The following is a 24268-nucleotide window of genomic DNA, read 5'->3' on the forward strand; positions in this document are numbered from 1 at the left end:
CGTACTGTCAGGCGGTGCGATCGACGGATGTGACACTAAAAACGGCTATGCAACGGAGACGGCATCACTCCTTATGGCCCGGAGGCTAAAAACCGCGGTCGCCGTCGAGTACATGGCCTAACATTAAGTCGCAGCGTTTGATTCGAATGCACCGCTTCAAGCCACCTAAAGTCGACGGCGAACTGGCTCAGCTCATTCAGAAGGCATCTACTCCGACCCGCCAGGCTTTGACAATCACGTTCGCAGCGTCACTCGGATGCTCATGTTCCCAGAAACGCAAAACTGTCCACCCTGCATCCGCGAGCATCCGGTCAGTCTCCTTGTCCCTGTCCCGATTCCTCTGAATCTTTTGTCGCCAGTAGTCAGCGTTCGTCTTCGGAGGAATGAAGTGCTCGGGGCATCCATGCCAGAAGCAACCGTCTATAAAAACCGCTACATGCACACGGGTCAGAACGATGTCAGCTCGACGCCGGACGCCTTTCAGCGGTGCAGTGTCGACGCGAAAGCGCAGCCCACGCCGGTGCAGGGCAGAACGAATTCGGAGCTCCGGCTTTGTATCCCGCCGCCTATTCGCCTTCATCGTCCGACGAGCATGGTCGGAGGAAGCCCACGACTCGACCATCGCCAACTCCCACTTCTCCAGACATGCAATTACCGGCAAGAGCTAAAGTCCTACATGCACACCATATTCCGACAGCTACTACGGCAGCTTGCTCCGCCCACATCGCGTCAGTCGCATCTAGCGGAGACCATAAGCTCATCATCACGCATTTCAAGAGTACGTTGATCAGGTCGGCGCCGCCTTCGTCATAGTGCACTTCATCTAGACTTGATCCAGCTCCCGTGCTCACCCTTAAGGTCAACGACGCCGCCTAGCAACTAACATGATCGGCTCGACACACCCCGAAGCCCACCCGGTCGAAATCACACAACGTCGGCTGGCCCGACCCACCATCATGACTCACTTTCGCGCGCCAGGAGCGTTGCTAACCTCAGCGCGCTAACGACCCGAACCTCAAAATCTGACGCGGCTTATCGTGGCGGACAGAGACTCACCGATACTCAGATCGCCAAAACAAACAAGTTCAAAATCCGGGCGTGACCTGGCTCATCAGGCACTACATCAGAGATATGCTGGTTCAGTTGGCACCATCGAAAGCGAACGGAATGATACAGTGACTGACTCCGCACTCGACCAAGACACCTTCAGAATTGCCCTCGGCGCTTACGAAGGGATAAAAGAGGCTTCATCGAGCAAAGAGAACCAGGACTCCGCTCACCGCGAAGCACTATCAATGGTCGAAAAAATGTTCAAGGGATTCATAGAAGCCTATGAAGAATATGAAGAGGATAGCCGCAATGCTACGGAGCGGATCAAAATCGGGCATTTGATTCGTACTGACGGTGGCCTCGCAAGCTGGTATTCCACCCCCAAGCAAACCATCGGCGAATGGCCAAGCTACCGGAACCGTCTCAAAGAAACTGGCCTGCCTCCTGAAGCGATTAAGGCCATCGACGACTCCACAAATCGCATTCTCACTCATTGCGCGAATCCGAAAGCCACAGGAGACAGGCGAAAAGGGCTCGTAATCGGATACGTGCAGTCAGGCAAGACTGCCAACTACACTGGACTGATCGCGAAAGCAGTTGACGCTGGATACCGCATCGTGGTCGTGTTGGCCGGCCTTTACACAAACCTCCGTGTGCAGACTCAGATTCGCCTCCAGCAGGACCTCGGAACCGCTGAGGTCCGCGAGAACCGTGGTCTCGCTTGGATACCGCTAACAAGCGGCTCAGCAGATATCGCCGGCGAGGTCTCCCCCGGCTTTGTTTCAAACCCGGGCAACGTCGCTGTCATGGTGGTCAAAAAGCACGAAAGGAGGCTTGCAAATGTGGCTAAGTTTCTACAGGACATACCTGATGAGACTTTGCGCAGCAGGGGAGTGCTCGTCATCGACGACGAGTCAGACCAGGCCACACCGAATACGCAGGCTGCCAAGGACCTCGTTTCGACGATAAACAAGCGGGTGAAGAGCATCTGGGAGGCAGTCCCCACTGGTTCGTATGTTGCCTATACTGCAACTCCGTTTGCTAATGTCTTTATTGATCCTGCCGACGCCGGAGATCTCTACCCCGATGATTTTGCGATGGTTCTGCCAAAACCAGGCGGTTATATGGGCTCGGATGACTTCTTCGACGTACATCAGACTGCCGACGAAGCCGACGACGAGGCAATACACCAACTTGCTCACGAGGTAGACGATGCAGAAGCGAGCGTCTTGGCCCCCAAAGGCCGCGACCTCTCCTCGTTCGCGCCAACTACAACAGACTCTCTGGAAAAGGCCATTAGGTGGTTCATACTTGCTACCGCTGTTCGGGAGATTCGTACCGGTGCGCGTAAGCACTCTTCAATGCTGGTGCATACATCGCAACGAATTCATGTCCATTCCAGAACCAAAGATGTCATAGCAGACTTCATAAAGGATGTTGCCCTGTCTGTCTTTGAACAGGAAGCAAGATTTCGTTCCGTCTTTGAAGATGAGATCGACAGAGCGGCAACGCTCAGGCACGGCGAGATCCGCCCAGATTGGGCCACTGTTTGGGAGAAAACACAAGAGGTACTCGCGAGAGTGACCGTAAAGATTGACAATGGTGCATCTGACGATCGTCTTGTGTATAGCGAATCCGAGATAGAGACTGTCATTGCTGTCGGTGGCGGTACCCTGTCGCGGGGTCTAACGCTGGAGGGCTTAGTCGTTTCGTACTTCCTCAGATCGAGCAATGCCTATGACACCCTGCTTCAAATGGGTCGATGGTTTGGGTTCCGGCCAAAATATCGTGACCTGGTACGTGTCTGGATGGGACCAGGACTTCTGGACGACTACGCCCACCTCGCCCGGGTCGAGAATGAGCTTCGTGACGAGGTTGCTCTTATGGCCCAAGAGAACAAGACGCCACGAGACTTTGCGGTAAAGGTCCGCAGTCATCCTGGACGCCTAGAGATCACAAGCCCGGGCAAGATGGGATCAGCTGTGCTGGTCCGGGCAGGGCTAGGCGGCACCCGACGTCAGACTATCTACCTCGACCGGTCGTCTAGGGGAATCTCCACCGCCCAAGAGGCCGCACGCAGTCTCGTCAAAGATGCATTGGCGAAAAACTCATCTAAATTGCTACGCCAAAGCAAAGGTAAGAGCAGTCATTCGAGCGTCCTCCTAAAGGGCCTCGCGAATTCCGATATTGTGGATTTTCTAAGATCCTATTGGGTTTCACCGGCTGAGCGTTGGTTGCAGCCAGACGCGATGGAGGACTGGTTGCTGCGCCATGGACACAACACTTCGTGGAATCTTGTCCTAGTGTCAGGACCAGGTGGCGGGACAGATGGATTCAGTTACGCCGACGATGTCACCGTTGGCCTATCAAGCCGTCCTCCGATGGCGTCAAAATATTGGACTCCGGATCGCCTTGGATCAGATTTGCCTGTCGGATCCGACGTAGTGAACATACGCGCACTTATGTCTGGAGACGACTATATTCTTGATCTAAAAATCCTCGCAGACGAAGGACTGCTTTCGGACGATCAGAGCGCAGAAATTGCCCAGATACCTAGAGACGACTTCAATCTAATGAAGTCTGCACGGTCACGGATCAGCCCTGACGAAGGCGTTGTCCTCCTGTACACAATCGATCGCGATTCGCTCCCAAAGAAGGATTCAAAGACGCGAACCAGCATGGATGCAGACGGGAATTTGATTGGACTCGGAGTAGTCTTCCCCAATGCCGAGGCCGAGGATCCAGGAGAATACTGGGCGGTCCCGATCGAAGAGCCAACAACCGATGAAGAACTCGAAGAGCTCTCACATCAAGATAGTGAAGATGACTATGTTGCAACGGAGACGCCATGACTAGTGGCTATGAACGCGTAGAGCAAGCGATTTTACGCTTGCGAGCGGCACCGGTTGCCGAGTTTGACGACGAAGCAGTGCGAGTTCTGATTGGGCCTGCGGGACGCACCGATGATGCGCTCCTAGTACGAGACCACCTCGGACAAATCCATCTCATGACCAGGCTTCCGAAAAATCGAGAGCAGTTCAAAGTGCCTTTGGGACGGACCCTTCGAGCGACGTGGATCGAGGTTAAAGGCAAAAATGAAGATACGCGGCACCTCGATGTCGTGTGCACGGACGCCCGCCTCCTGCGAACTTTCCTCTCCATGATTGGTGAGATGCTGAACAGAGCAGCCGAATCAGGAAAAAGTTGCCTCGACGAGTTGGCTGAAGTTCTTGAATCCTGGCGCGAGGCCTTATCACGTGAGAGCCGGGAAATAGATCGCAAGCGAGCAATTGGCCTGTTCGGAGAGCTCACCATCCTCGAGGCCCTCGCCCGGAAGGACCCATCACGAGCGCTTTCACTTTGGACGGGGCCCAGTGGGAATCGCCACGATTTCTCCAGGAGCAATGCGCTTGAAGTCAAGACTCTCACACAGCCTGGAATACCCGCAGTGACAATCCACGGTGCACGTCAGCTCGATCCTCCGATCGGTGCAAAACTACATCTAGTCGCATTCAGAGTGCTCGAGAATGCAAACGGATCATCTATTGCAGAGTTGAATGACCGACTTATTCAGCTGGGTATTCCTCGCCAGAAACTGGTGGTCACGCTCAACGACGAAGCGCGTCTATTGGAGGACGTGGAGCGGCAGTTCCTAATCGAGGAAACGTATCTATATGAAGTGACAGATGATTTTCCAGGCATCCGGGCCTCTCGGTTGGACGAGAACGCGCTTCGTGGAGTGGACAATATTTCGTACGTCCTTCACCTCGACTCATGCCCCGGCCAACGCGACACGACTATGTTGGACGCAATTCTCGAGGAGCTCTGATTCGTCAGCATGGTAGGTGCATTACATTGGTTCCCGAAACGATTTTCCCCCGGCGACATGGATGCGTCTGGCGGTGACCAGCTCTTAGGAAAGACCGAGCTTTCCCGTCTCGACGTATTGATACGGGAAACTGCCCAAAATAGCTGGGACGCACGCCTTCCGACCTCGAGGCCGTTGTTCGGCGTCTCCCTTCGCAGAACGGACCTGGAGTACAGGCACGACCTAGCTTCCCTACTCTCTGAGGGAAGATCGACCCAGCTGTGGAGTCGGTTGAATCAACCAAATTTTCGCGTTCTCGAAGTGTCTGATCGAGGAACTCACGGGCTAGATGGACCATCCGATTTGTCGCCGGCTCCTGGAAATAGCTCTGCCAGATTCCAAGACCTTATTCTCAAATTCGGCGTCTCCCACAATGACGGCCAAACCGGTGGCACCTACGGATTCGGAAAAACTGCTGCCTTTGCCTATAGCGGCGTCGGCACCATCATCTATTGGACTCGATGCCGCAATCACTCAGGCAATCTGGAAGACAGATTCATCGTTTCCAGTTTCGGCCAGTCGTACCAGCAGAACGGGGTCCAATACACGGGCCGCCACTGGTGGGGGACTAAAGATGGCAGCCAAGATTCAGTTCTCCCTCTAGTCGGAGTCGCTGCCGCTCAACTTGGCGATCGGTTTTTCAAACGAGGATTTGCGAATGGCGAGACGGGGACTTCTCTCCTGATCCTGGATCCACTAGTCACCGATGACAATGTCACCGCGGAAGACGAATCAGTGGAGATGGATCGATTCGAGAGCAGTCCTGCAGATGTGGAGTCTGAGTTCGGACGACGTGCCCGCCGCGCCATTCGCTCAAACCTGTGGCCCAAACTAATACCCGAGCTCGGAACGACACACTGCCCCATGGAGCTTCACCTCGAGGTGAATGACAACGAAATTGCTCTCGGAAGTCAGGACACTGGGGCGCTCGGTTACTGGGGGGCAGGGTTAACAGCAATTCGCCAACACCGCTCCGGTGAAACCGCAGCGGTCCACTCACCAGCGGGCCTGCCAGTAAAGGTAATTGACGTGGCCAGGTATAAGAAGGTGATTGGCCACCTTGCATTGGTCAAAAGAGTGACCGCACTTGAGCAACCTGTCAAGAATGACGACCTTGATCCGTCACAGCCGGGGTCTGAGTTATCGAGAATTGCGCTAATGCGAGGAAAGGCCGAGCTTGTAGTGACCACCGTTGATTGGGTGGATCGCTTGCCTCTGGCCGGATTAGATTGGTTAGCAGTATATAAATCTGCCGATGAGTTTGACGATGCTTACGCACAAGCAGAGCCTCCAGCGCATGACAACTGGGTCTCAGATGGGTCGAGCAACGAGTCCGCCAGAATCGTCAAGCATACTAAGAACCGAGTAAAGCGATTTGTTACTGAGGAGTTCTATCCGGAGCGAGATGGTGCCGACGCTGCGCCCCAGGAACTCACAATCACTGCTGGCATGCTCGCTCGCCGACTTGGCGCAATGCTTCCGAGCGAGATCCAATCGCCGGATCAGGTTGGATCGAGAGAGACCATCAAACGACAGGACTTGAGCACCGGAAATCCCAAGAAATGGTCAGTCGAGGCCGAGCCTCCACGACTGTTGGGCACAGATACCGACGGGCATCAACGCCAAGAAGTTGCGTTCAAAGTATCTGGCCAGTCAGGACTTGGTAGAGTAAAGCTCGCTGTAAGCCTAATTGGTGAAGATGGCCTCCACGAGCCGGTATCCGAAGAAGTACTCGACATCGTCTGGATTGGAAATACTCGCTACAGAGGTCAAACTACTTTATTACGCGCAGGTACTCGCGCAGCTGTGCAATTCAGCGGTGCACCTCGAAGGGCAATGCGGGTAGAGCTTACTGTGGGAGGTATCGATGGCGATTCTTGAGTCACGACCATACCTCACCCCTGAACGCACGGCGGTAAAGGTAGATATTCAAATTGTCGAACCAGCAACAGGAAAAGACTCCTTATCGACTGTGTGGGAACCCGGGCAACAAATCAAGCTTAGGTTTCGAGCAACCTTATCCGAGTCGTTTTGGACCCAGACCCAGATTGAGCCTGACGAACCGGTGCAACTCGTGGGCGTAGCATCATGTCTTCCAGCGAGGGCTACCTGGCGCCAGACGGCGCACTTCGAAAAGGTTGACGGCGAGTGGCGCGCTGAATCAATGCTCGATATAGACGGCTCTGTTATCGCGGTCGAAGTCAAGGTCGACGCATGGGTTGTTGGATCAGGAAGAATAGTAAGCGACAACCCTTTCGCGGCAAACCACACTGGAGCAAAGCTCTGGCAGTTGGTAGCCCCGCTGGTTCTAAAGCTGGAGAATAATCAAGCGGCGTTTCCAACGACTGCAATCTCGTTTGACCGCACCGGACGACTGCAAACACCTTGGATAGTCGAGCTCAACCCCAGTGCGGAGCCCGACTGGAGGATCGACTCGGCAGTAAGACTGTATGTGAACACCGACCTGCCCTCTGCCTCAGCGTTGCTCGACGGTAGTGCACCTGACGACTACTACTCATTGATCCAGTGCGATATCCAATTCGCAATATTGCACCACCTAGCCTCTTGGGCTGATTCAGTACCAGTTTCGCAAATCGCCACTATGGCAGAGGCGGATCACACCACCATGGCAGCGTTCGGCTCACAAATATCCAAGAGCTTAGGACTGCCTCTGGTAGAAGCTTTGAGAATTGTAGTTGAAGAGCCAGTCAAATTGACGTATCGGTCGAGAGAGGCTTTTCGCTTTGGACATAAGGTGACTTCACAAAGATGATACGAATCTATCCGCAGCTCAGCCGCGAGGACGCGTTCGCAGAACTTTTCGACCTCGAGAATATGCTCAAAGCAGGGCAACCATTGATGCCATTCGCGAACGGGACGATCCACCCGAAGTCAATCTTCCGTGGATCCGGAGGAACGCCAGCAGATCTCCACCACCTCCGTGCACTGCACGACGGGCTAGAGACGAAGATCAGTCAAATCGGCGGCTCCGGCCGTGCTTGGGACCGCGCTTTCGACGTTGTGACCGGAAGCTTCCTTATGGACTGGTTTGCTGAAGACAGGAACCAGGCCTCGAACCCTGAGGTCTGGCCCTACCTCACGATTCTGGTATTGCCCGACCTCGCAGTACAACGGTTTGGTCTCAAGCCGGACGGCACCCTACCGAAAGAACGTTATCTGTCAGGGCGCCGAAACGTGTTCTATAGAACATACTTGAGAGCGTCGTCGTTGGGACCACTCCTCGAGGACCCCGATCTTCCACTGTTCGAAGATGATCTGGTCGGGCTCATGGATAGAACTTTGTCCGCCGATCGTCGAATTGCAACGCTTGTAGGTGAGAAAATTCAGTCGATACCACGCGGAGATTCACGCCGCCAGGCAGTGCGCAACGGCTTGAAAGTTCTTCAATACGAGCTTCGAGTCACTGACCTATCGTCCCTGAACGAATCTGATGCCAGACATGCTGTCAACCGTGCATTTTCTGCCGATCGTTGATGAACCTGGTCAACCGGGCCGCAAATACAAACGTCGCAACTGAGACGAAGGGCACCAGTGATCAGTAACACCGTGTTTCATCGATACAATTCATAATCGAACTCATATACTAAACAGGTGAAAAACGCGTTGGACAAGCCATCAGATGCAACGGCCATGGTTGACGATAAGCGGACTTTTCGTCTAGGTGAGCTATTTTCTGGGCCGGGCGGCATAGGTTTGGCGGCCAAGCTGACTGCCAGACCCGACTTTGATATCGATCATCAGTGGGCGACGGACTACGATGCTGACACCTGCCGAACCTACTCCCAGAATGTCTGTGGCAGCCCAGCTGCCGGTTCTGTCATAAATCACGACATCCGGACACTGGATTACTCCCGACTTGAAGACATTGGAGCTATAGACGGTCTTGCCTTCGGCTTTCCGTGCAATGACTTCAGCCAGGTAGGCGAACGAAAAGGCTTCGATGGCAAATTTGGTCCTCTTTATAGATACGGAATCAGAGCCCTTAAGAGGTTCAAACCCGACTGGTTTCTAGCCGAAAACGTCGGAGGAATCCGAGCAAACGGTGGATCAGCACTTAAGCAGATTTTCGCCGAGATGATCGAAGCCGGATACCGAATCTACCCTCATTACTACCGATTCGAACAATACGGGGTTCCTCAAGCCCGGCACCGAATGATTGTCGTCGGCATCAAGAAAGAACTTGGTGTTGAGTTTAGAGTCCCTAGCCCCGAACCTTTCATATACGAGGACGTCAGTGTGCGAACAGCTCTTGCAGACATTCCTCTTTGGGCAAAGAACCAAGAACCAACAATCCATTCCCAACGGGTCATAGACAGGCTGGAATACATTCCTGCCGGCGGCAATGCGTGGCATTCCAACATTCCAGAACCGTTGAAAATCAAGACCAAAACTACGCTCTCGTCGATTTACCGACGTCTGGATCCCGACAAGCCGTCCTATACAGTCACAGGATCCGGTGGAGGGGGAACCCACATCTATCACTGGTCTCAGTCGCGTGCGCTCACCAACCGAGAACGAGCTCGACTTCAGACATTTCCTGATGATTTCGAGTTTTTTGGTTCCAAAGATTCCGTGCGAAAACAAATCGGAATGGCTGTGCCAGTAGACGGCGCAAAAGTAATCTTCAAGGCTCTACTTGACAGCTTTGCTCACGACGAATACCCCTATCTCGCTCCTTCGCTTTCCGGCCTTATCCCCGACCGCGAAGAGATCGAACACTTACTTAATCAAGACCATCTCTCACTCAGATGAGTGAAGACTGAGACTATGTCTTTGCAAATTCTTGGATGGTTCAGCCGAGCACTCCACCGTATTTTAACTAGACGACTTCATTAACACGGATCCCCAGCACATCCGCCAACACACTCGCCGTATCCCCACCCAACTGCGGTGCAGGAACAGCATCAGCCACTGGCGACCCGCCAAACGACAACGGCACCCGAGGAGCTATCACGCGCCCCACACCCGGTTGGTCGATCTCACCGAACAGCGGGTTCTCCAATGAGCACCACGGATCGTTGTTGACGAGTTCTTCAAACGTTTGGAACTCCCCCTGCAGGACACCTGCACCGCTCAACGCATCAGCAGCTTCAGCGGCAGTGTGCACAGCGAACCATGGGCGCACGACAGCGTCGATGGCCTCGCGAGCCTCGAAGCGCCCACCTTCCGTGTTCAGATCAACATCGAGCAGCGGCCCGATCATCTCGAGCTTCTCGCTCAGCCCCGTCGCCTTCCCCAGCCCGCGCCAGTGCTTGTTCGAGATGACGGCAACCATGATCTCGCGACCATCCGACGTCGCAAACGACTGCCCATAGGCACCATAGAGTCCATTGCCCAGCGGCCCACGCGTCTTCCCTGTCGACTGCACCTCGGCGATGTAGCCGAGGTTGCCGACGGTCGCGAGCATGACATCCGAGAGCGCCAAGGTGATCTCCTGGCCCTTGCCTGAGGAACGCCGTTCCAATTCGGCGGCGATGATCCCATTGGAAATGTAGAGTCCCGCAGCGACATCCCAGGCCGGCAGAGCATTATTGACGGGACGCTCGTCATCGCCGGTGATGATGGGGAACCCGCTGGCCGCATTGATCGTGTAGTCCACGGCCGGCTTCCCATCATGGGAGCCGTTGAGCCGCAACATGACCAGATCTTCACGGTGCTGAACGAGGTTCTCATAGCTCAACCATCCACGCGCGGGCAGGTTCGTGACCAGTGTGCCCGCCTCGGCGATGAGGTCGGTCGCGATCTTCTGCCCCTCTTCAGATTTGAGATCGAGGGTGACCGAGCGTTTGCCCTTGTTCAGGCTGGCCCAGTAGATGCTCGTGCCGTCATCACTGATCGGCCACCGGTTGGCGTCGATGTTGCCGCCGATCGGGTCGATGCGGATGACGTCGGCACCCAGCTGCGCCAGGGTCATCGCCCCCAAAGGTGCTGCGACGAAGGCGGAGATCTCAATGACCTTGAGTCCGGCCAGTGGTGCGGGTCGTGTCTCAGACATGGGTGCTCCTCAGCTTTCCGTGGTCGTCACTGTTGCCGCGATCGCGGTCTTGCCATCAGGTCCGATGGCTTCGAGTTCATGGGTGTTCGCTCCGGTGCTGCGACCGACGAGGTGGATCTGCTCGTTCGCGAACAGGGGTGACTTCGCGCGGAAGTCGTACGTCGCGACCGTGGCCTCTGGGTGGTTCTTCATGAATGCGTCGAGCAGGAGCGTGGCGGTCAGCGGGCCGTGGGTGACGAGTCCCGGGTAGCCTTCGACGCCCGTCACATACGGGTGGTCGTAGTGGATGCGGTGGGAGTTGAACGTCAACGCCGAGTAGCGGAAGAGGGTGACCTCGTTTGGTCGCACCGAGCGCACCCAGCCCCATCCCTCCGGTGCAGGTGAATCGGCCCGAGCTGGTGCCGCCGTGGATCCCTCCGGCGCCGAGGTGGCTTCCCGGTAGACGATCGTGTGTCGATCCGTTGTCGCGAGGTTTCCATCGGCGGAGACCTCGTGGCGCAGCACAACGAAGCAGAGGGAACCGCTGCCGCCAGTCTTCTCCGTGATCGATTCGATAGTCGTCGTCCGCGACAGCTTCTGCCCGGCGAGGATCGGTGAATGGAACTGCAGCTTGCTGCCGGCCCACATGCGCCGAGGCAGTCCGACCGGTGGCATGAATCCGCCGAGCTTCACGTGACCATCTGTTCCCAGCTCGCTCATCGGAACGTCGTCTTCGGCGAAGTGCAACCAGTGTCCCACTGGGAAGAGCTTCAGCGGGTCGTTGCCCTGCTGCGGCTCCTGTTCGAGCAGGGTGGCCAAGCGGGCAGCACTGACGCCCGAAGCAATGTCTTCTTCGGTGCTGGATCGGCCGACCCAGTCCTGCAGATTGATCTCAGTCATGTCAACGTCCTAACAGTTCATCGGAGATGATGCGCATCTGGATCTCAGACGAGCCCTCGAAGATCTTCGTCAACCGGGCATCACGCCAGTGACGTTCGACCGCAAAGTCCTTCGTGTACCCGGCACCACCATGGATCTGCACGGCCTCCGAGGTGACCTTCTCCGCCATCTCCGCAGCGAGGTACTTGACCATCGCAGCTTCCTTGTCACAGCGTGCACCAGAATCGATCTGCGTGCACACGTGATACATGAGTGCCCGGGACGCCTCGATCTGGGCGGCCATGTCAGCGACCTTGAATCGCAGATGCTGGAAATCAGCCAAGGGGTGGCCGAACTGGACCCGCTGCTTCAAATACGCAATCGAGTCCTCAAGTGCCGCCTGCGCCAAACCAATCGAGCGGGCCGCCGTATGCGCACGACCGACTTCAAGACCTGAGACGGCCTGGTAGAAGCCACGATCTTCTTCCCCCAGCAGAGCCTCTGCCGGCAGGTGGAAGTCATCGAAGGCCAGATCCCAGGTCTTCCATCCGAAGTACCCGATCTTCTTCACCGCAGTCCCCGACATACCCTCAGGGAAGGAACCGCGTTCCTTTTCCACAAGGAACGCCGAGATTCCACGGTGGCGCTTGGCCTCATCGGTCGAGGTGCGCGCGAAGAGAATGATGTAATCGGCCTGGTCGGCGAACGTGCACCACATCTTCGTGCCGTTGATGACCCAGCCACCGTCCTCGGCACGAGTGGCCTTGCACCGAATATTGGCGACATCCGATCCGGCTTCAGCCTCGGACAGCGCGAAGGCACCCAAATACTCACCGGTGGCGACCTTCGGCAGCAGGCGTGCTTCCTGTTCGGGTGAGAAGCCACCGCCCATCCCGTTGCCGCGGGCCAACAGCCCACCGACGGACATCCAGGCTCTGGAGAGTTCTTCGGCGACGAGGCAGTACTCGAATACACCCAACCCCAGGCCACCGTATTCTTCGGGGATGAGGATGCCGAAGAACCCCATATCGGCCATCTGCTTGATGAACCAATCGGGGAACTGCCCCTCGATCGGGTCGAGCTCATTGGCCAGCGGGAGGACGACGTCGTGGGCGAACTCGCGGGCGAGCGCCTGGATCTCGAGGCGTTCCTCGGTCATGAAGTGCGGGGTGTTCGGCCTGGGCCTGGGTTTGTGCGTCATGGTGAGTCTCCCTCTCAGGCCTTGTTCCGGCCGATGAGCTGCTTTGCGATGACGTTCAACTGAATCTCATTCGTGCCCTCGCCGACGATCATCAGCGGTGCATCACGGTAGTAGCGTTCGACGTCGTATTCGGTGGAGTATCCGTAACCGCCATGGACACGGATAGCGTCGAGGGCCACCTCGGCGGCCATCTCTGAGGCATAGTACTTGGCCATTCCGGCTTCCATATCCACACGCTCACCCGAATCGTAGGTCCGTGCCGCGTGGAGGACGAGCTGCCGGGCGGCCTCGAGCTTCGTGGCCATCTTCGCCAGCTGATTGCCCACGGCCTGGTGACGCCAAATCGGCTTGCCCATGGACTCGCGCTCCTGCGAGTACTTCACCGCGTCGTTCAGCGCAGCCTGGGCCACGCCGAGCGAACGGGAGGCGACCTGGATGCGGCCGATCTCCAGGCCCTTCATCATCTGCTTGAAGCCCACACCTTCGACCGAGCCGAGCAGCTGGGACTGCGGCTGGCGCAGGTTCTCGAACACGAGTTCGCAGGTTTCGACACCCTTGTAGCCCAGCTTCGAGAGGTTCTTCGACACAGTGAAACCCTCGCCTTTCTCGACAAGGATGATCGAAATGCCCTTATGCCTGGGCTCGGCACTCGGGTCGGTCTTGCACAGCAGTGCGATGAGATCGGACTTGCGGGCATTGGTGATCCAGGTCTTCGACCCGTTGATGACGTAGTCCTCACCGTCCTTGGCCGCCGAGGTGCGCATAGCCTGCAGGTCAGAGCCACCACCGGGCTCGGTCAGGGCCATGGTCGCACGCAGCTCACCGGTGGCCATGCGCGGCAGGTACTTGTCCTTCTGCTCGCTTGTGCCGTATTCGGCGATGAGCTTGGCCACGACAGTGTGCCCGCCCATGGCACCGGCTAAGGACATCCACCCGCGGGCCAGTTCCTGCGTGATGAGCGCATACGCCTCGGTCGAGACTTTTCCGTCGCCCCAGGGCTCGTCGATCGCGAGTCCGTAGATGCCCATGTCCTTCATGGTCTGGATCCACTTCTCCGGATATTCGTCGGCATGCTCGACCCGGTTGACGTGGGGTTTGACGTCGTGGTCGATGAACTCGGCGACCGTGTCGATCATCATCTGCTCTTCGCTGCTGACTGCCATCTCGAATTCCTTTTCCTCTGCTGCTGAAGTTGTGATTATCTGCCTCGCCGAGGTGGCCCGACGTGGACGTGCTCGTGGTGGTCCGTGGACGGTTCAGTCCAGCTGGGCGCCGTCCTTGGCCGTTCTGGTTCGTCCGAGACTGATTGTGGTGTCGGGTCTGGTGGTGTCGAAGAAGTCGTGGCCCTTGTCATCGGTGATGATGAAGGCGGGGAAGTCCTCGACCTTGATCCGCCATACCGCTTCCATGCCGAGATCTTCCATGTCGAGGACCTCGACGGAGGTGATGCAGTCCTGGGCCAGACGGGCCGCGGGGCCGCCGATGGAGCCTAAGTAGAAGCCACCGAACTCCGCGCAGGAGTCCTTGACCTGTTTGGAGCGGTTGCCCTTGGCAAGCATGATCATCGATCCCCCGGCTTCCTGGAACTGCCGGACGTAGGTGTCCATCCGTGAAGCGGTGGTCGGTCCGAACGATCCCGAGGGCATTCCTTCGGGCGTCTTCGCCGGTCCCGCGTAGTAGATCGGGTGGTCTTTGAAGTAGTCGGGCAGTTCGCCGCCCTCGTTGAGGCGCTGTCGCAGGTTGGCGTGAACGATGTCGCGGGCGACGATCACGGTGCCGGTCAGCGAGAGTCGGTCGCCGACTGCGAGCCCACTCAGCTGGGACTGGAGCTGCGGCATGGGCCGGTCGAGGTCCACCTCGGTGACGTTGCCGGATTCGATCTCCTCGACCCGGCCCATCGAGGGCAGGAATCGTGCGGGATCGTGTTCGAGCTCTTCGATGAAGACGCCGTCTGAGTTGATGCGGGCGATGATCTGCCGATCGGCTGAGCAGCTGACGGCGATTGCGATCGGCAGGGATCCGTTGTGGCGTGGGAGTCGGACGACGCGCACGTCGTGGCAGAAGTACTTGCCGCCGAACTGGGCGCCGAATCCCAGCGTCTGGGTCAGTTTGAAGACAGTGTCTTCGAAGTCCGTGTCGCGGAACCCATGGCCCAGCCTCGAGTCACCGGTGGTGGGCAGGTCGTCGAGGTAATGGGCGCTGGCGAGCTTCGCGGTCTTGAGCGTGAACTCCGCAGAGGGTCCGCCGATGACGACTGCCAGGTGGTAGGGCGGGCAGGCAGCGGTGCCCAGGGTGGAGATCTTCTCGGCGAGGAATTCGAGCATCGAGTCCTCGTTGAGCACGGCCTTCGTCTCCTGGTAGAGGAAGGACTTGTTCGCACTTCCCCCGCCCTTGGCCATGAACAGCAGTTCGTAGTCATCGGCCGGGCTCAACCCCACTTCGATCTGCGCGGGCAGGTTGGTGCCCGTGTTCTTCTCCTCGAAGAGGCTGGCCGGGGCGAGCTGGGAGTAGCGGAGGTTGAGCTCCTCATAGGCCCGGTGGATGCCGGCCGAGAGATGTTTGGCGTCGTCACCGTCGGTGAGCACATTGGGCCCACGTTTGGCGGAGACGATCGCTGTGCCGGTGTCCTGGCACATCGGCAGGACCTCCCCGGCAGACACCGAGGCGTTCTTCAGCAGGTCGAGGGCCACGAAGACGTCGTTGGCGCTGGCCTCTGGGTCATCGATGATCGCGCGCAGGCTGGCCAGGTGGTCGGTGCGCAGGTAGTGCGAGACCTCTTTGAAGGCCACCTCGGCGAGGTCGGTGAGCGTCGATGGCGCAACCTGCAGGAAGGACCTGGACTGGTCGGCCACCTCGGCGCTGATCTGCTTCACACCGTCGATGTCGAGGCGGCGCATGGCCGGCCCCTCACCGTCTGTGGGAAGCAGCGGCGTATACGCAAAGGCCGGTGTTGTGTCAGGTTGTTCGGCCATGGTGATCAGATGGCTCCTTCGCGATGGAGTTCGGCGACCTTCTCCGGGCTGATTCCGAGATCGCCGAGGATGGACTCCGTATGGTCGCCCACGTCGGGTATCGGGTCCATCCGAGGTTCGACTCCGGACATTTCGACCGGGGGCACGAGCATGGAGATCGGTCCGACCGGGGAGCCGACGTCCTGCCAGCGGTCACGTTCGACCAACTGCGGGTGATCGGCGATCTCGGTCATATCGCGTTGCCTCGAGTGTGCGACCTTGGCGGTTTCGAGGAGCTCATCGCACTGCGCACCGGTGAAGTCGGCGAAGACTTCTTCGATGATGGTCTGGAGTTCGTCCCTGTGGGCGTATCGGTGGGCGGCCCGGTCGAAGCGTTCGTCGGTGACCATGTCATCGCGGCCCAGGACCTGGGTGGCGAAGCTCTTCCATTCGCGTTCGTTCTGGATTGCGAGCATGATCTGGGTTCCGTCGCCGCAGGTGAAGGCACCATAGGGGGCGATGGCCGCATGGGAGGTCCCTGCCCGGGTGGGGCGGGTGCCGCTGCCGTGGGTGAAGTAGAGGGGGTAGCCCATCCATTCGACGAGGGAGTCGAAGAGGCTGATTTGGAGGGTGGCGCCTTCGCCTGTCTTCTCACGGTTGAACAGGGCGGTGAGGATGCCGGAATAGGTGTACATGCCGGCGGAGATGTCCGCCGTTGAGATCCCCGTCTTCGCGGGGTGATCCTCGGTCCCTGTCACGGAGACCAGTCCTGCTTCGGCCTGCACAAGTGCATCGTATGCCTTGGCGTTCTTGTACGGCCCGTCTGGTCCGTATCCGGAGATCGAGGCGTAGATGAGTCGGTCATTGGTCCCGCGCAGGTCATCGGCGCCGAAGCCCAAGCGTTCGGCGGCTCCGGGGGCGAAGTTCTGGATGAACACGTCGGCCTCGGCGACGAGGCTCTTGAGAATCGCTTTGCCCTGCGGGTGCTTGAGGTCGAGGCTCAGGCTCTCCTTGTTGCGGTTGAGCCATACGAAGTGGCTTGCCATGCCGTTGACGGTGGTGTCGTAGCCGCGGGCGAAGTCTCCGGTTCCGGGGCGCTCGATCTTGATCACGCGCGCACCCAGATCGGCGAGCTGCCTGGAGGCGAACGGTGCCGCCACGGCCTGCTCGCAGCTGATGACGGTGATACCGGACAACGGAAGTTCGGCGTGCACGGGGCCTCCACAACGAGATTTCATAAGCTTTCCACGACAGAATACATCATTCTCTGGATCATGCATTATTCACGCTGAAACCTTGCAGCGGGATACACTTCACGAAGCGAAGGCAATTGGCGAGGCACGACGAGCGGCGACGGAAGGCTGTGGAGTGGAGCAGGAATCAGCATCGACGAAGCGGGACAAGATCGTCCTGGGCCTGCGTCGGAAGATCCTCGGCCGCGAGCTCGAACGCGGTGAACGACTGCGTCAGGACGAGGTCGCCGAATGGTTCAAGGCCTCGATCACTCCTGTCCGCGAAGCCTTGCGCATCCTCGAATCCGAAGGCCTCGTATCCTCCGAGGCCCATCGCGGCGTGCGCGTGGCCGGCGTCGACGTCGACCGCCTCAAATCTCTCTTCGTCACACGCAAACTGACCGAGACCTTCGCCATCGCCCGCGCCACGACCCGGATCTCCCGTCACGAGCTGCGCCAGGCCGAGAAGCTCCTCGAGGCACTGGACTCCGCCAGCGAAGAGGGCGATGCCATGGGCCGCAACACCCGCAACGAGGAGTTCCACTTCTTCTTCTACGATCGGTGCGGACTCCCGGCCCTGCGCGATGACATCGCCACCCGGTGGCGGGCCTTTCCCTGGGATCTCACCCTCGACAGTTCGGACCGACTCAATCAGGTCCACAGTGAGCACCAGGCCATCGTCGATGCTGTGAAACGCATCGATCCGGACGCTGCGGCGAAGCACCTCGGCGATCACATCACCAATGGATTCCTGCGCCTGGCCGAGTCCACGGCCGGTGAGCCGATCTCCGACCCCTTCGATTTCGACGCGGACTGAGCAGCCCCACTCCCCCGTTCTCTGTATCCATCGCCCTTGGATTCCCACATCTCAAGAAATAATGCATTCTTTGGTAGATAATATTGGAAATCGACTGATTCTCGTCTAAGCTCAAATCGTTTGACTCCTTGTGTGACTCAGCGCACCGCCAAGGCACGTTGCCGTGCATTGTGCAGCAGACTGCGATGTCTGCACTGGTCACCTCGGAGACTGACATGACACTGGTCTCGATTACTGGAGCTGACGATGACGTCGATACGACGACCCAGGTGGAAACCGCTGGTTGCCTGCCTGTCGATCTGCCTGCTGGCCCTGAGCGGGTGCAATCCCGCGCGCAGCGGCAAGCAGGAGAAGTTCGAACTGCGCTTCGCCCATGTGACTTCGACGAGCACGCCGAAGGGACTCGCCGCCGACTTCTTCGCCAAGCAGATCGAAGAGAAGTCCGATGGCCGCATCCAGGTCGAGGTGTTCCCGAACTCGGAACTCTACGGCGACAAGGACGAGATGCAGGCGCTGCAGTCCAACGCCGTGCAGATGCTCGCCCCGGCGAGCGCGAAGTTCACGACGATCGCGCCGAGCCTGCAGGTTCTCGACTTGCCGTTCATTTTCGATCACCCGGATGAGATCCCGGAGATCGTCAGTCCCGACACCGAGATCGGCAAGGCCATCTACGCTAACCCCGACCTCGAGGCCAATGGACTGAAGGTTCTGGGCCTGTGGGATTCGGGAATGAAGCAGATCCATTCGAACAATGCGACGCTGTCCCCGGATGACATGAAGGGCAAGAAGTATCGCATCCAACCTTCGGACGTGCTGCGCACTCAGTTCGAGACCTGGGGCGGAATCCCGTCGCCCCTGGCCTTCGCCGAGGTCTACAACGGACTTCAGCAGGGACTCATCGACGGTGGTGAGAACACATACTCGAACATCGAGTCGCAGAAGATGCACACCGTCCAGAAGTACGTCACCGAACTCAATCACGGTTACATCGGCTACATCCTCACCGTGAACAAGCGCTGGTATGACGAACTGCCCGATGACCTGCAGGCCGTCGTCGACGAATCTGCCGATGAAGCCTCCGAGTTCAACCGCAAGGAAGCACAGAAGGTCAACGCGGAATCCAAGCGGCTCATCGAGGAGTCCGGGGGCACGAAGATCGTGGTGCCTACGAAGGAAGAACGTCAGTCGTTCAAGGACATGGTCGTGCCATCCGAGTACGAGAAGTACAGCGATGTCATCGGACCTGAGGTCGTCGACGAGCTCCTGCAGCGCGACAAGGAACGTGAGTGACGATGAAGACCTTCGACAAGTATCTGAGCCGGGTCGAGAACTTCCTGGCCGGCGCCAGTCTCATCGGCGCCACAGCACTCGCGGTCTTCGCAGTGCTCCTGCGCAATATCACCGGAGACGTGCTCTTCTGGTCCGAAGAGGCCATCATCTATCTCATCATCTGCTCGACCTTCTTCGGTGCGGTCGTGACCCTGCGCCACAACGAGCACGTGGCCGTGGACATCATGCCGACGCTGCTCAAGGGCAAGAAGAAGAAGTTCTTCGTCGTCCTCGGCGGCCTGATGACTCTCATCTATGCGGGCTTCATCGCCTACCTGTCCTGGGCACTGATCAGCGAACCCTTCTCGCGCACGACGATCACCCCGGCGCTCAAGCTGCCGCTGTGGGTCGTCGAACTCTCACTGGCGATCGGCATGACGCTGTTCTTCATCCGCGCCGCCGAAATGCTCATCCGAGCGATCAAGGCCCCGGCCGAAGAGCTCGACAAGGACGTGTTCGCTGAGGAAGCCGCGGCAGTCGGCATCGACGTGAACGACATCGCCATCGATGACGACGATACGAAGGAAGGGGATCGCTGATGCTCGAAGCAACGTTCGTCCTCATTGCTGTCCTCATCCTGCTGCTCATCACCTCGGCGCCCATCGCGGTGGCCTTGGGCCTGACCAGCCTCGTCTACTTCTACTACTTCACGCTCATTCCGATGACCCAGGTCTCGGAACGGCTCTTCAACGCGCTGAACTCGTTCCCGCTGATGGCGATCCCGTTCTTCATCCTCGCGGCCAACATCATGTCCCGCGGTGGAATCTCGCGGCGCCTGACCGACTTCGGTGCCGCGATGGTCGGGCACCTGCGCGGGGGCATGGCGATCACCACGGTGCTTGCCTGTATGTTCTTCGCAGCGGTCTCCGGTTCATCACCTGCCACGGTCGTGGCCGTCGGGGCGCTGATGATCCCGGCCATGATCAAGAACGGATACCCGAAGGAGTTCTCCACCGGACTCGTGGCCACCTCGGGGTCCTTGGGCATCCTCATTCCACCGTCGATCCCGCTCATCGTCTTCGGCATCGCCACCGAGCAGAACATCGGTGACCTGTTCCTCGCCGGCATTCTGCCGGGAATCCTCGCCGGAGTCATGCTGCTGGGCATGGCCGTGTTCGTGGCCTGGAAGAACGGTTACGGCAACGCCGGGGAAGGCTTCCGGATGTCGAATGTGGACAAGCTCAAGGCATTCCGTGACGCGATCCTGGCCCTGGCGCTGCCGTTCCTGGTTCTGGGCGGAATCTACTCAGGCTGGTTCACCCCCACCGAGGCGGCGGCCGTCGCGGTCGCCTACTCCCTGGTGGTGTCCCTGGTCATCTACCGCGAGATCAAGATCTCGCAGCTGTGGGAAGTCACGCTGTCTTCGGTGAAGACCTCGGCCATGGTCATGTTCATCATCGCCAACGGCATCCTCTTCACCTTCGTCCTCGCCAGTGAGCGGATCCCAGGGTCGATCTCGGAGACGATCACAGCTTGGGACCTGCAGCCCTGGCAGTTCCTCATCCTCGTCAACATCCTGCTGCTGTTCGTGGGCTGTGTGATGGAGACGTCGTCGGCGATCCTCATCCTCGCCCCGATCCTGCTGCCGATCGCCATGGAGCTGGGCATCGACCCGATCCACTTCGGCATCATCGTCGTGATGAACCTGGAGATCGGCATGATCACGCCGCCGCTGGGACTCAACCTGTTCGTGGCTTCCGGCATGTCGGGTATGAGCGTAATGAAGGTCGCCAAGGCAGCCATCCCGAGTGCATTGGTGCTGCTGGCTGCTCTGGCGCTGGTGACGTTCGTTCCGTTCTTCGCCACGGCATTCGTGGGGTCGTAGGGCCCGAGGACGTAGGGCCCGAGGACGTAGGGCCCGAGGACGATCGATCACTTGTGGTGCAGGTGGCCAGTTTGCAAACTGGCCACCTGCACCACAAGTGTTCAGTGGTCATAGAAGCGTGGCGAGAGTCGTCACCTCGTCGCAGCACCCACCCACAGCGCGCTGCCAGCTTTCATCTGGATAATCGTAGTCAGCCGCCTACATGCAGACTTCCGGAAGGAACATGGACGACTATCGAAGTCCCGGCTGGGACATCATTGGCAGTATCAGACCTCAGCAACACCCCGCGCGGGCAGGTGAACTCCGTTGACCTGGCTTCTCTCGCTTCTCATCGGCCTGCTCGTCGTCCTGCTCATCACAGTGGCCACCGGCTACTTCGTGGCCCAGGAATTCGCCTATATGGCCGTCGACCGTTCTCGCCTGGCTGCCCGGTCGGCCGCCGGTGACAAAGCCGCCGAGCGCGCTCAATCGATCACTCGCCGCACCTCGTTTATGCTCTCCGGTGCTCAGCTGGGTATCACTGTCACCGGACTGCTGGTCGGCTATGTCGCCGAACCCCTCATCGGCACTGCCGTCGGTGAGGCCCTCGGCGGGACCGCGATCCCCACCGGCACCGGAGTCGTCATCGGCACTGTGCTCGCCCTGGCCGTGGCGACGATCATCCAGATGGTCTTCGGTGAACTGTTTCCGAAGAACCTCGCGATCGCCCGGCCTGAGCCCCTGGCTATCTGGCTTGCGCGATCGACTGCGATCTATCTCGCCGTATTCGGTTGGCTCATCACGATCTTCGACAAGGCTTCGAACGCCCTGCTCAAGGTCCTCGGGATCGAACCTGTCCACGATGTCGACCACTCCGCGACCCGTCGCGATCTCAAACATATCGTCGCGGACTCACGACAGAGTGGGGATCTCGTCGACGAAGATTCCCTTATCCTCGACCGCATCCTCGACTTCCCACAACAGAGCGTCGACCACGCCACCGTGCCCCGCTCACGGGTCGACGTCATCCGCGAGGACACGCCGCTTCATCAGGTGCGAACCCTCATGCAGACCGGTCATTCCCGGTACCCGGTACTCAACGACGCCGAGGAAGTGGTGGGCACGATCGATCTCCTCGACGTCCTCTCCGCCGCTGACGGAGACGATCTGCGTCCCTTGCTCAAATCGCCGGTCTTCGTTCCCGAGTCCCTGCCCCTGCCCGACGCCGTGCGCACCTTGACTGAGAACCGGGCCCAGATGGGCTGCGTCGTCGATGAGTACGGAGGGTTCTCCGGCATCGTCACGGTCGAGGACCTCGGCGAGGAACTCGTCGGTGACATCGTCGACGAACACGATGAGGCGATCGAGGAGATCGTCGCAGATGATGACGGCACCTGGACGGCTCCGGGGGCGATGCCCCTCGACGAGCTCTCCCGCGCGCTCGAACGCGACCTGCCCGCCACCTCGGCGCAGACGCTTTCAGGCCTTGTCATCGAAGAGGCCAAGGGCTTCCCCGAGGTCGGTGACCGGATCGAGATCACCTTGCCGGTCGACCCAGCCGAGCTCGCCGGCACACGAGCGCCGAGTCCGGTCAGGCTCACCGTCGACGTCCTCGAGGTGTCCTCCCATGTACCCTCCCAGCTGCGGATCGGAATCGAGGTTCAGCGATGAGCAACCCCTGGGGCATCGTCACCCTCACTGTCCTCTTCATCGGCCTCAGCGCGTTCTTCGTCGCCGTGGAATTCGCCCTCATCGCCGCCAAACGCCACCGGCTGGAAGATGCAGCGGCCGACAGCCGCTCGGCCAGAGCGGCGCTGCGCAGCTCCACCGAGCTCTCCGTCCTCCTCGCCGGTTCCCAGCTGGGCATCACGGCGTGCACACTGGCACTGGGTGCGATCACGAAGCCCGCGGTTCATCATTGGATCACGCCGGTCGCCGAGGCTCTGGGTCTGCCGCTGTGGATCGCCGACCTCACCGGATTCATCCTCGCCCTCATCATCGTCACGTTCCTCCATCTCGTCGTCGGTGAGATGGCCCCGAAGTCGTGGGCTGTGGCCCACCCGGAGCGCTCCGCGATCCTACTCGCGCTGCCAATGCGGGCGTTCATGTTCCTCACCCGGCCCCTGCTCCACGTGCTCAACAACGCGGCCAACGCCTGCCTGCGACTCGTCGGCGTCGAACCCGTCGACGAGGTCGATCAGGGCCACACCTCTGATGACCTGCGCGAGCTGCTGCGCCATTCGGCGCAGGCGGGGACTATCGAACGGGAGTCCTCGGATGCACTGCTCGGTGCTCTCGAGCTGACTCAGCTCAGCCTCGGCGAACTGGTGGCGAAGCGCGGGAATCCGACTGCTGTCGGACCGGATGCGACAGTGGCTCAGGTACGAGACGCCGCACAGCGCGATCGCCACCGACGCATCCTCGTGCACACCGTGTCTGAGCAGCCACCGACTCACGTGGTCCATGTCCGCGATGTCCTCGGTCTCGCCGGAGGAGACACCATCACCGAGGTGACCCGCCCGGTCGAAGTCCTGCCAGCAACCATGACCGTCGGCCGCGCCTTCGGAGCAATGAAGGATGCAGGAACACAGCTGGCACTGGTCGAGCGATCTGATGGCAGCCATGCGGTGGTCACGGTCACCGACGTGCTCAGCTATCTGCTCTCGGCAGACGATTCCGGCAGACGTGGTGCCGGATCCTAGGGTTCACCACCTCGGCGATCTTCGAGCCTGGATCGCTCGTCCGCGTCGGCCTTATGGTCAATATGCGACACTGGCCCGTATGGTCCCCGGCACCGTGAACGAACTCTCCGCGCATGACCGTATGATTCTCGATCTGGAGAAGACAAAGCACACGTCAGCTGCTCGCGATGCGCTGTGTCGGCATATCGAGTTGCCACTCGATAAGTACACCGTCGTGCTGGAGGGGCTTGTCGATACGGATGCGGCCTATAGCTACGCCCCAGACGTCGTGAATCGAGTCAGGCATCTGAGGGCGGAGAGGTTTGCTTTCGAACGACGGCACGGGCGGTGGAAGAACCGCGCATTTCAGTGAGTGCGAGGAACTTAGAAGCTAGTAGGCTGATCTGAATCGAGTCTGAGCAGAGTTCCTGCGGGTTCGCGGTCAGGACTGTGAGCGGAAT

The 24268-nt window shown here is 58.9% G+C and carries 20 protein-coding genes; 13 read left to right on the top strand and 7 right to left on the bottom strand.

From position 1 onward, the window contains the following. Positions 1-196: 196 nt before the first annotated feature. The gene (locus tag HU144_RS02205) at positions 197-622 is read right to left on the bottom strand and encodes a very short patch repair endonuclease (RefSeq protein ID WP_235352636.1); all 426 of its coding nucleotides are present in this window, start codon (positions 620-622) and stop codon (positions 197-199) included. Between the two features lie 553 nt (positions 623-1175). Here HU144_RS02205 and HU144_RS19335 point away from each other — a divergent pair. From HU144_RS19335 to HU144_RS02235, 6 genes are all read left to right on the top strand, one after another. Further along, on the top strand, positions 1176-3902 hold the full coding sequence (locus tag HU144_RS19335; RefSeq protein ID WP_235349947.1) for a Z1 domain-containing protein: 2727 nt from the start codon (positions 1176-1178) through the stop codon (positions 3900-3902). Beyond that, positions 3899-4879: a PD-(D/E)XK motif protein gene (locus HU144_RS02215; protein WP_235349948.1), complete on the top strand. Its 981-nt coding sequence runs from the start codon at positions 3899-3901 to the stop codon at positions 4877-4879. The genes HU144_RS19335 and HU144_RS02215 overlap by 4 nt, the downstream gene beginning before the upstream one ends. Positions 4880-5149: 270 nt before the next feature. Beyond that, positions 5150-6799, top strand: coding sequence for a hypothetical protein (locus HU144_RS02220; protein ID WP_235349949.1), 1650 nt, complete (start codon positions 5150-5152; stop codon positions 6797-6799). Beyond that, positions 6786-7691 carry a hypothetical protein gene (locus HU144_RS02225; protein WP_235349950.1) on the top strand — a complete coding sequence of 302 codons (906 nt, stop codon included), beginning with the start codon at positions 6786-6788 and terminating at the stop codon, positions 7689-7691. The genes HU144_RS02220 and HU144_RS02225 overlap by 14 nt, the downstream gene beginning before the upstream one ends. Next, the gene (locus HU144_RS02230; protein ID WP_235349951.1) at positions 7688-8413 is read left to right on the top strand and encodes a hypothetical protein; all 726 of its coding nucleotides are present in this window, start codon (positions 7688-7690) and stop codon (positions 8411-8413) included. The genes HU144_RS02225 and HU144_RS02230 overlap by 4 nt, the downstream gene beginning before the upstream one ends. Positions 8414-8530: 117 nt before the next feature. Then, positions 8531-9691, top strand: a complete 1161-nt coding sequence (locus HU144_RS02235; RefSeq protein WP_235349952.1) for a DNA cytosine methyltransferase — start codon at positions 8531-8533, stop codon at positions 9689-9691. Positions 9692-9758: 67 nt separating this feature from the next. Here HU144_RS02235 and HU144_RS02240 read toward each other — a convergent pair whose 3' ends face one another. The 6 genes from HU144_RS02240 to HU144_RS02265 form a co-directional block, all read right to left on the bottom strand. Then, on the bottom strand, positions 9759-10934 hold the full coding sequence (locus HU144_RS02240; protein ID WP_235349953.1) for a CoA transferase: 1176 nt from the start codon (positions 10932-10934) through the stop codon (positions 9759-9761). 9 nt (positions 10935-10943) lie between these two features. Then, positions 10944-11813, bottom strand: a complete 870-nt coding sequence (locus HU144_RS02245; RefSeq protein ID WP_235349954.1) for an FAS1-like dehydratase domain-containing protein — start codon at positions 11811-11813, stop codon at positions 10944-10946. A gap of 1 nt (position 11814) precedes the next feature. Further along, a complete protein-coding gene (locus tag HU144_RS02250) occupies positions 11815-12993 on the bottom strand; it encodes an acyl-CoA dehydrogenase family protein (RefSeq protein WP_096160020.1) in 1179 nt (392 codons plus the stop codon). Positions 12994-13007: 14 nt separating this feature from the next. Further along, positions 13008-14156: an acyl-CoA dehydrogenase family protein gene (locus HU144_RS02255; protein ID WP_096160021.1), complete on the bottom strand. Its 1149-nt coding sequence runs from the start codon at positions 14154-14156 to the stop codon at positions 13008-13010. Between the two features lie 93 nt (positions 14157-14249). Then, complete coding sequence (locus HU144_RS02260) at positions 14250-15965, bottom strand: FumA C-terminus/TtdB family hydratase beta subunit (protein ID WP_442862639.1); 1716 nt, start codon at positions 15963-15965, stop codon at positions 14250-14252. Between the two features lie 5 nt (positions 15966-15970). Then, positions 15971-17158, bottom strand: a complete 1188-nt coding sequence (locus tag HU144_RS02265; RefSeq protein ID WP_235349955.1) for a CaiB/BaiF CoA transferase family protein — start codon at positions 17156-17158, stop codon at positions 15971-15973. A 154-nt stretch (positions 17159-17312) separates the two neighbouring features. On the opposite strand from HU144_RS02265, the gene HU144_RS02270 reads away from it, so the two are divergent. From HU144_RS02270 to HU144_RS02300, 7 genes are all read left to right on the top strand, one after another. Continuing rightward, complete coding sequence (locus tag HU144_RS02270) at positions 17313-17993, top strand: GntR family transcriptional regulator (RefSeq protein ID WP_164743140.1); 681 nt, start codon at positions 17313-17315, stop codon at positions 17991-17993. A 246-nt stretch (positions 17994-18239) separates the two neighbouring features. Beyond that, positions 18240-19283, top strand: coding sequence for a TRAP transporter substrate-binding protein (locus HU144_RS02275; protein ID WP_096160024.1), 1044 nt, complete (start codon positions 18240-18242; stop codon positions 19281-19283). 2 nt (positions 19284-19285) lie between these two features. Then, positions 19286-19861: a TRAP transporter small permease gene (locus tag HU144_RS02280; protein ID WP_235352639.1), complete on the top strand. Its 576-nt coding sequence runs from the start codon at positions 19286-19288 to the stop codon at positions 19859-19861. Continuing rightward, positions 19861-21147, top strand: a complete 1287-nt coding sequence (locus HU144_RS02285) for a TRAP transporter large permease (RefSeq protein WP_235349956.1) — start codon at positions 19861-19863, stop codon at positions 21145-21147. The genes HU144_RS02280 and HU144_RS02285 overlap by 1 nt, the downstream gene beginning before the upstream one ends. A gap of 306 nt (positions 21148-21453) precedes the next feature. Continuing rightward, the gene (locus tag HU144_RS02290; protein ID WP_235349957.1) at positions 21454-22797 is read left to right on the top strand and encodes a hemolysin family protein; all 1344 of its coding nucleotides are present in this window, start codon (positions 21454-21456) and stop codon (positions 22795-22797) included. Continuing rightward, on the top strand, positions 22794-23828 hold the full coding sequence (locus HU144_RS02295; RefSeq protein WP_235349958.1) for a CNNM domain-containing protein: 1035 nt from the start codon (positions 22794-22796) through the stop codon (positions 23826-23828). Before HU144_RS02290 ends, HU144_RS02295 begins: the two co-directional genes overlap by 4 nt. 79 nt (positions 23829-23907) lie before the next feature. Next, positions 23908-24180, top strand: a complete 273-nt coding sequence (locus HU144_RS02300) for a DUF3263 domain-containing protein (protein WP_235349959.1) — start codon at positions 23908-23910, stop codon at positions 24178-24180. Positions 24181-24268: the final 88 nt, after the last annotated feature.

Source organism: Brevibacterium sp. UCMA 11752, from assembly GCF_021532235.1.
Taxonomy (GTDB): domain Bacteria; phylum Actinomycetota; class Actinomycetes; order Actinomycetales; family Brevibacteriaceae; genus Brevibacterium; species Brevibacterium antiquum.

Excerpts from the sequence above, each read along its gene's own strand:
- HU144_RS02255 (WP_096160021.1), bottom strand. The coding sequence starts at position 14,156 with ATGGCAGTCAGCAGCGAAGAGCAGATGATGATCGACACGGTCGCCGAG.
- HU144_RS02240 (WP_235349953.1), bottom strand. The coding sequence starts at position 10,934 with ATGTCTGAGACACGACCCGCACCACTGGCCGGACTCAAGGTCATTGAG.
- HU144_RS02250 (WP_096160020.1), bottom strand. The coding sequence starts at position 12,993 with ATGACGCACAAACCCAGGCCCAGGCCGAACACCCCGCACTTCATGACC.
- HU144_RS02260 (WP_442862639.1), bottom strand. The coding sequence starts at position 15,965 with ATGGCCGAACAACCTGACACAACACCGGCCTTTGCGTATACGCCGCTG.
- HU144_RS02300 (WP_235349959.1), top strand. The coding sequence starts at position 23,908 with ATGGTCCCCGGCACCGTGAACGAACTCTCCGCGCATGACCGTATGATT.
- HU144_RS02225 (WP_235349950.1), top strand. The coding sequence starts at position 6,786 with ATGGCGATTCTTGAGTCACGACCATACCTCACCCCTGAACGCACGGCG.
- HU144_RS02285 (WP_235349956.1), top strand. The coding sequence starts at position 19,861 with ATGCTCGAAGCAACGTTCGTCCTCATTGCTGTCCTCATCCTGCTGCTC.
- HU144_RS02205 (WP_235352636.1), bottom strand. The coding sequence starts at position 622 with ATGGTCGAGTCGTGGGCTTCCTCCGACCATGCTCGTCGGACGATGAAG.
- HU144_RS02295 (WP_235349958.1), top strand. The coding sequence starts at position 22,794 with ATGAGCAACCCCTGGGGCATCGTCACCCTCACTGTCCTCTTCATCGGC.
- HU144_RS02215 (WP_235349948.1), top strand. The coding sequence starts at position 3,899 with ATGACTAGTGGCTATGAACGCGTAGAGCAAGCGATTTTACGCTTGCGA.
- HU144_RS02245 (WP_235349954.1), bottom strand. The coding sequence starts at position 11,813 with ATGACTGAGATCAATCTGCAGGACTGGGTCGGCCGATCCAGCACCGAA.
- HU144_RS02230 (WP_235349951.1), top strand. The coding sequence starts at position 7,688 with ATGATACGAATCTATCCGCAGCTCAGCCGCGAGGACGCGTTCGCAGAA.
- HU144_RS02280 (WP_235352639.1), top strand. The coding sequence starts at position 19,286 with ATGAAGACCTTCGACAAGTATCTGAGCCGGGTCGAGAACTTCCTGGCC.
- HU144_RS02275 (WP_096160024.1), top strand. The coding sequence starts at position 18,240 with ATGACGTCGATACGACGACCCAGGTGGAAACCGCTGGTTGCCTGCCTG.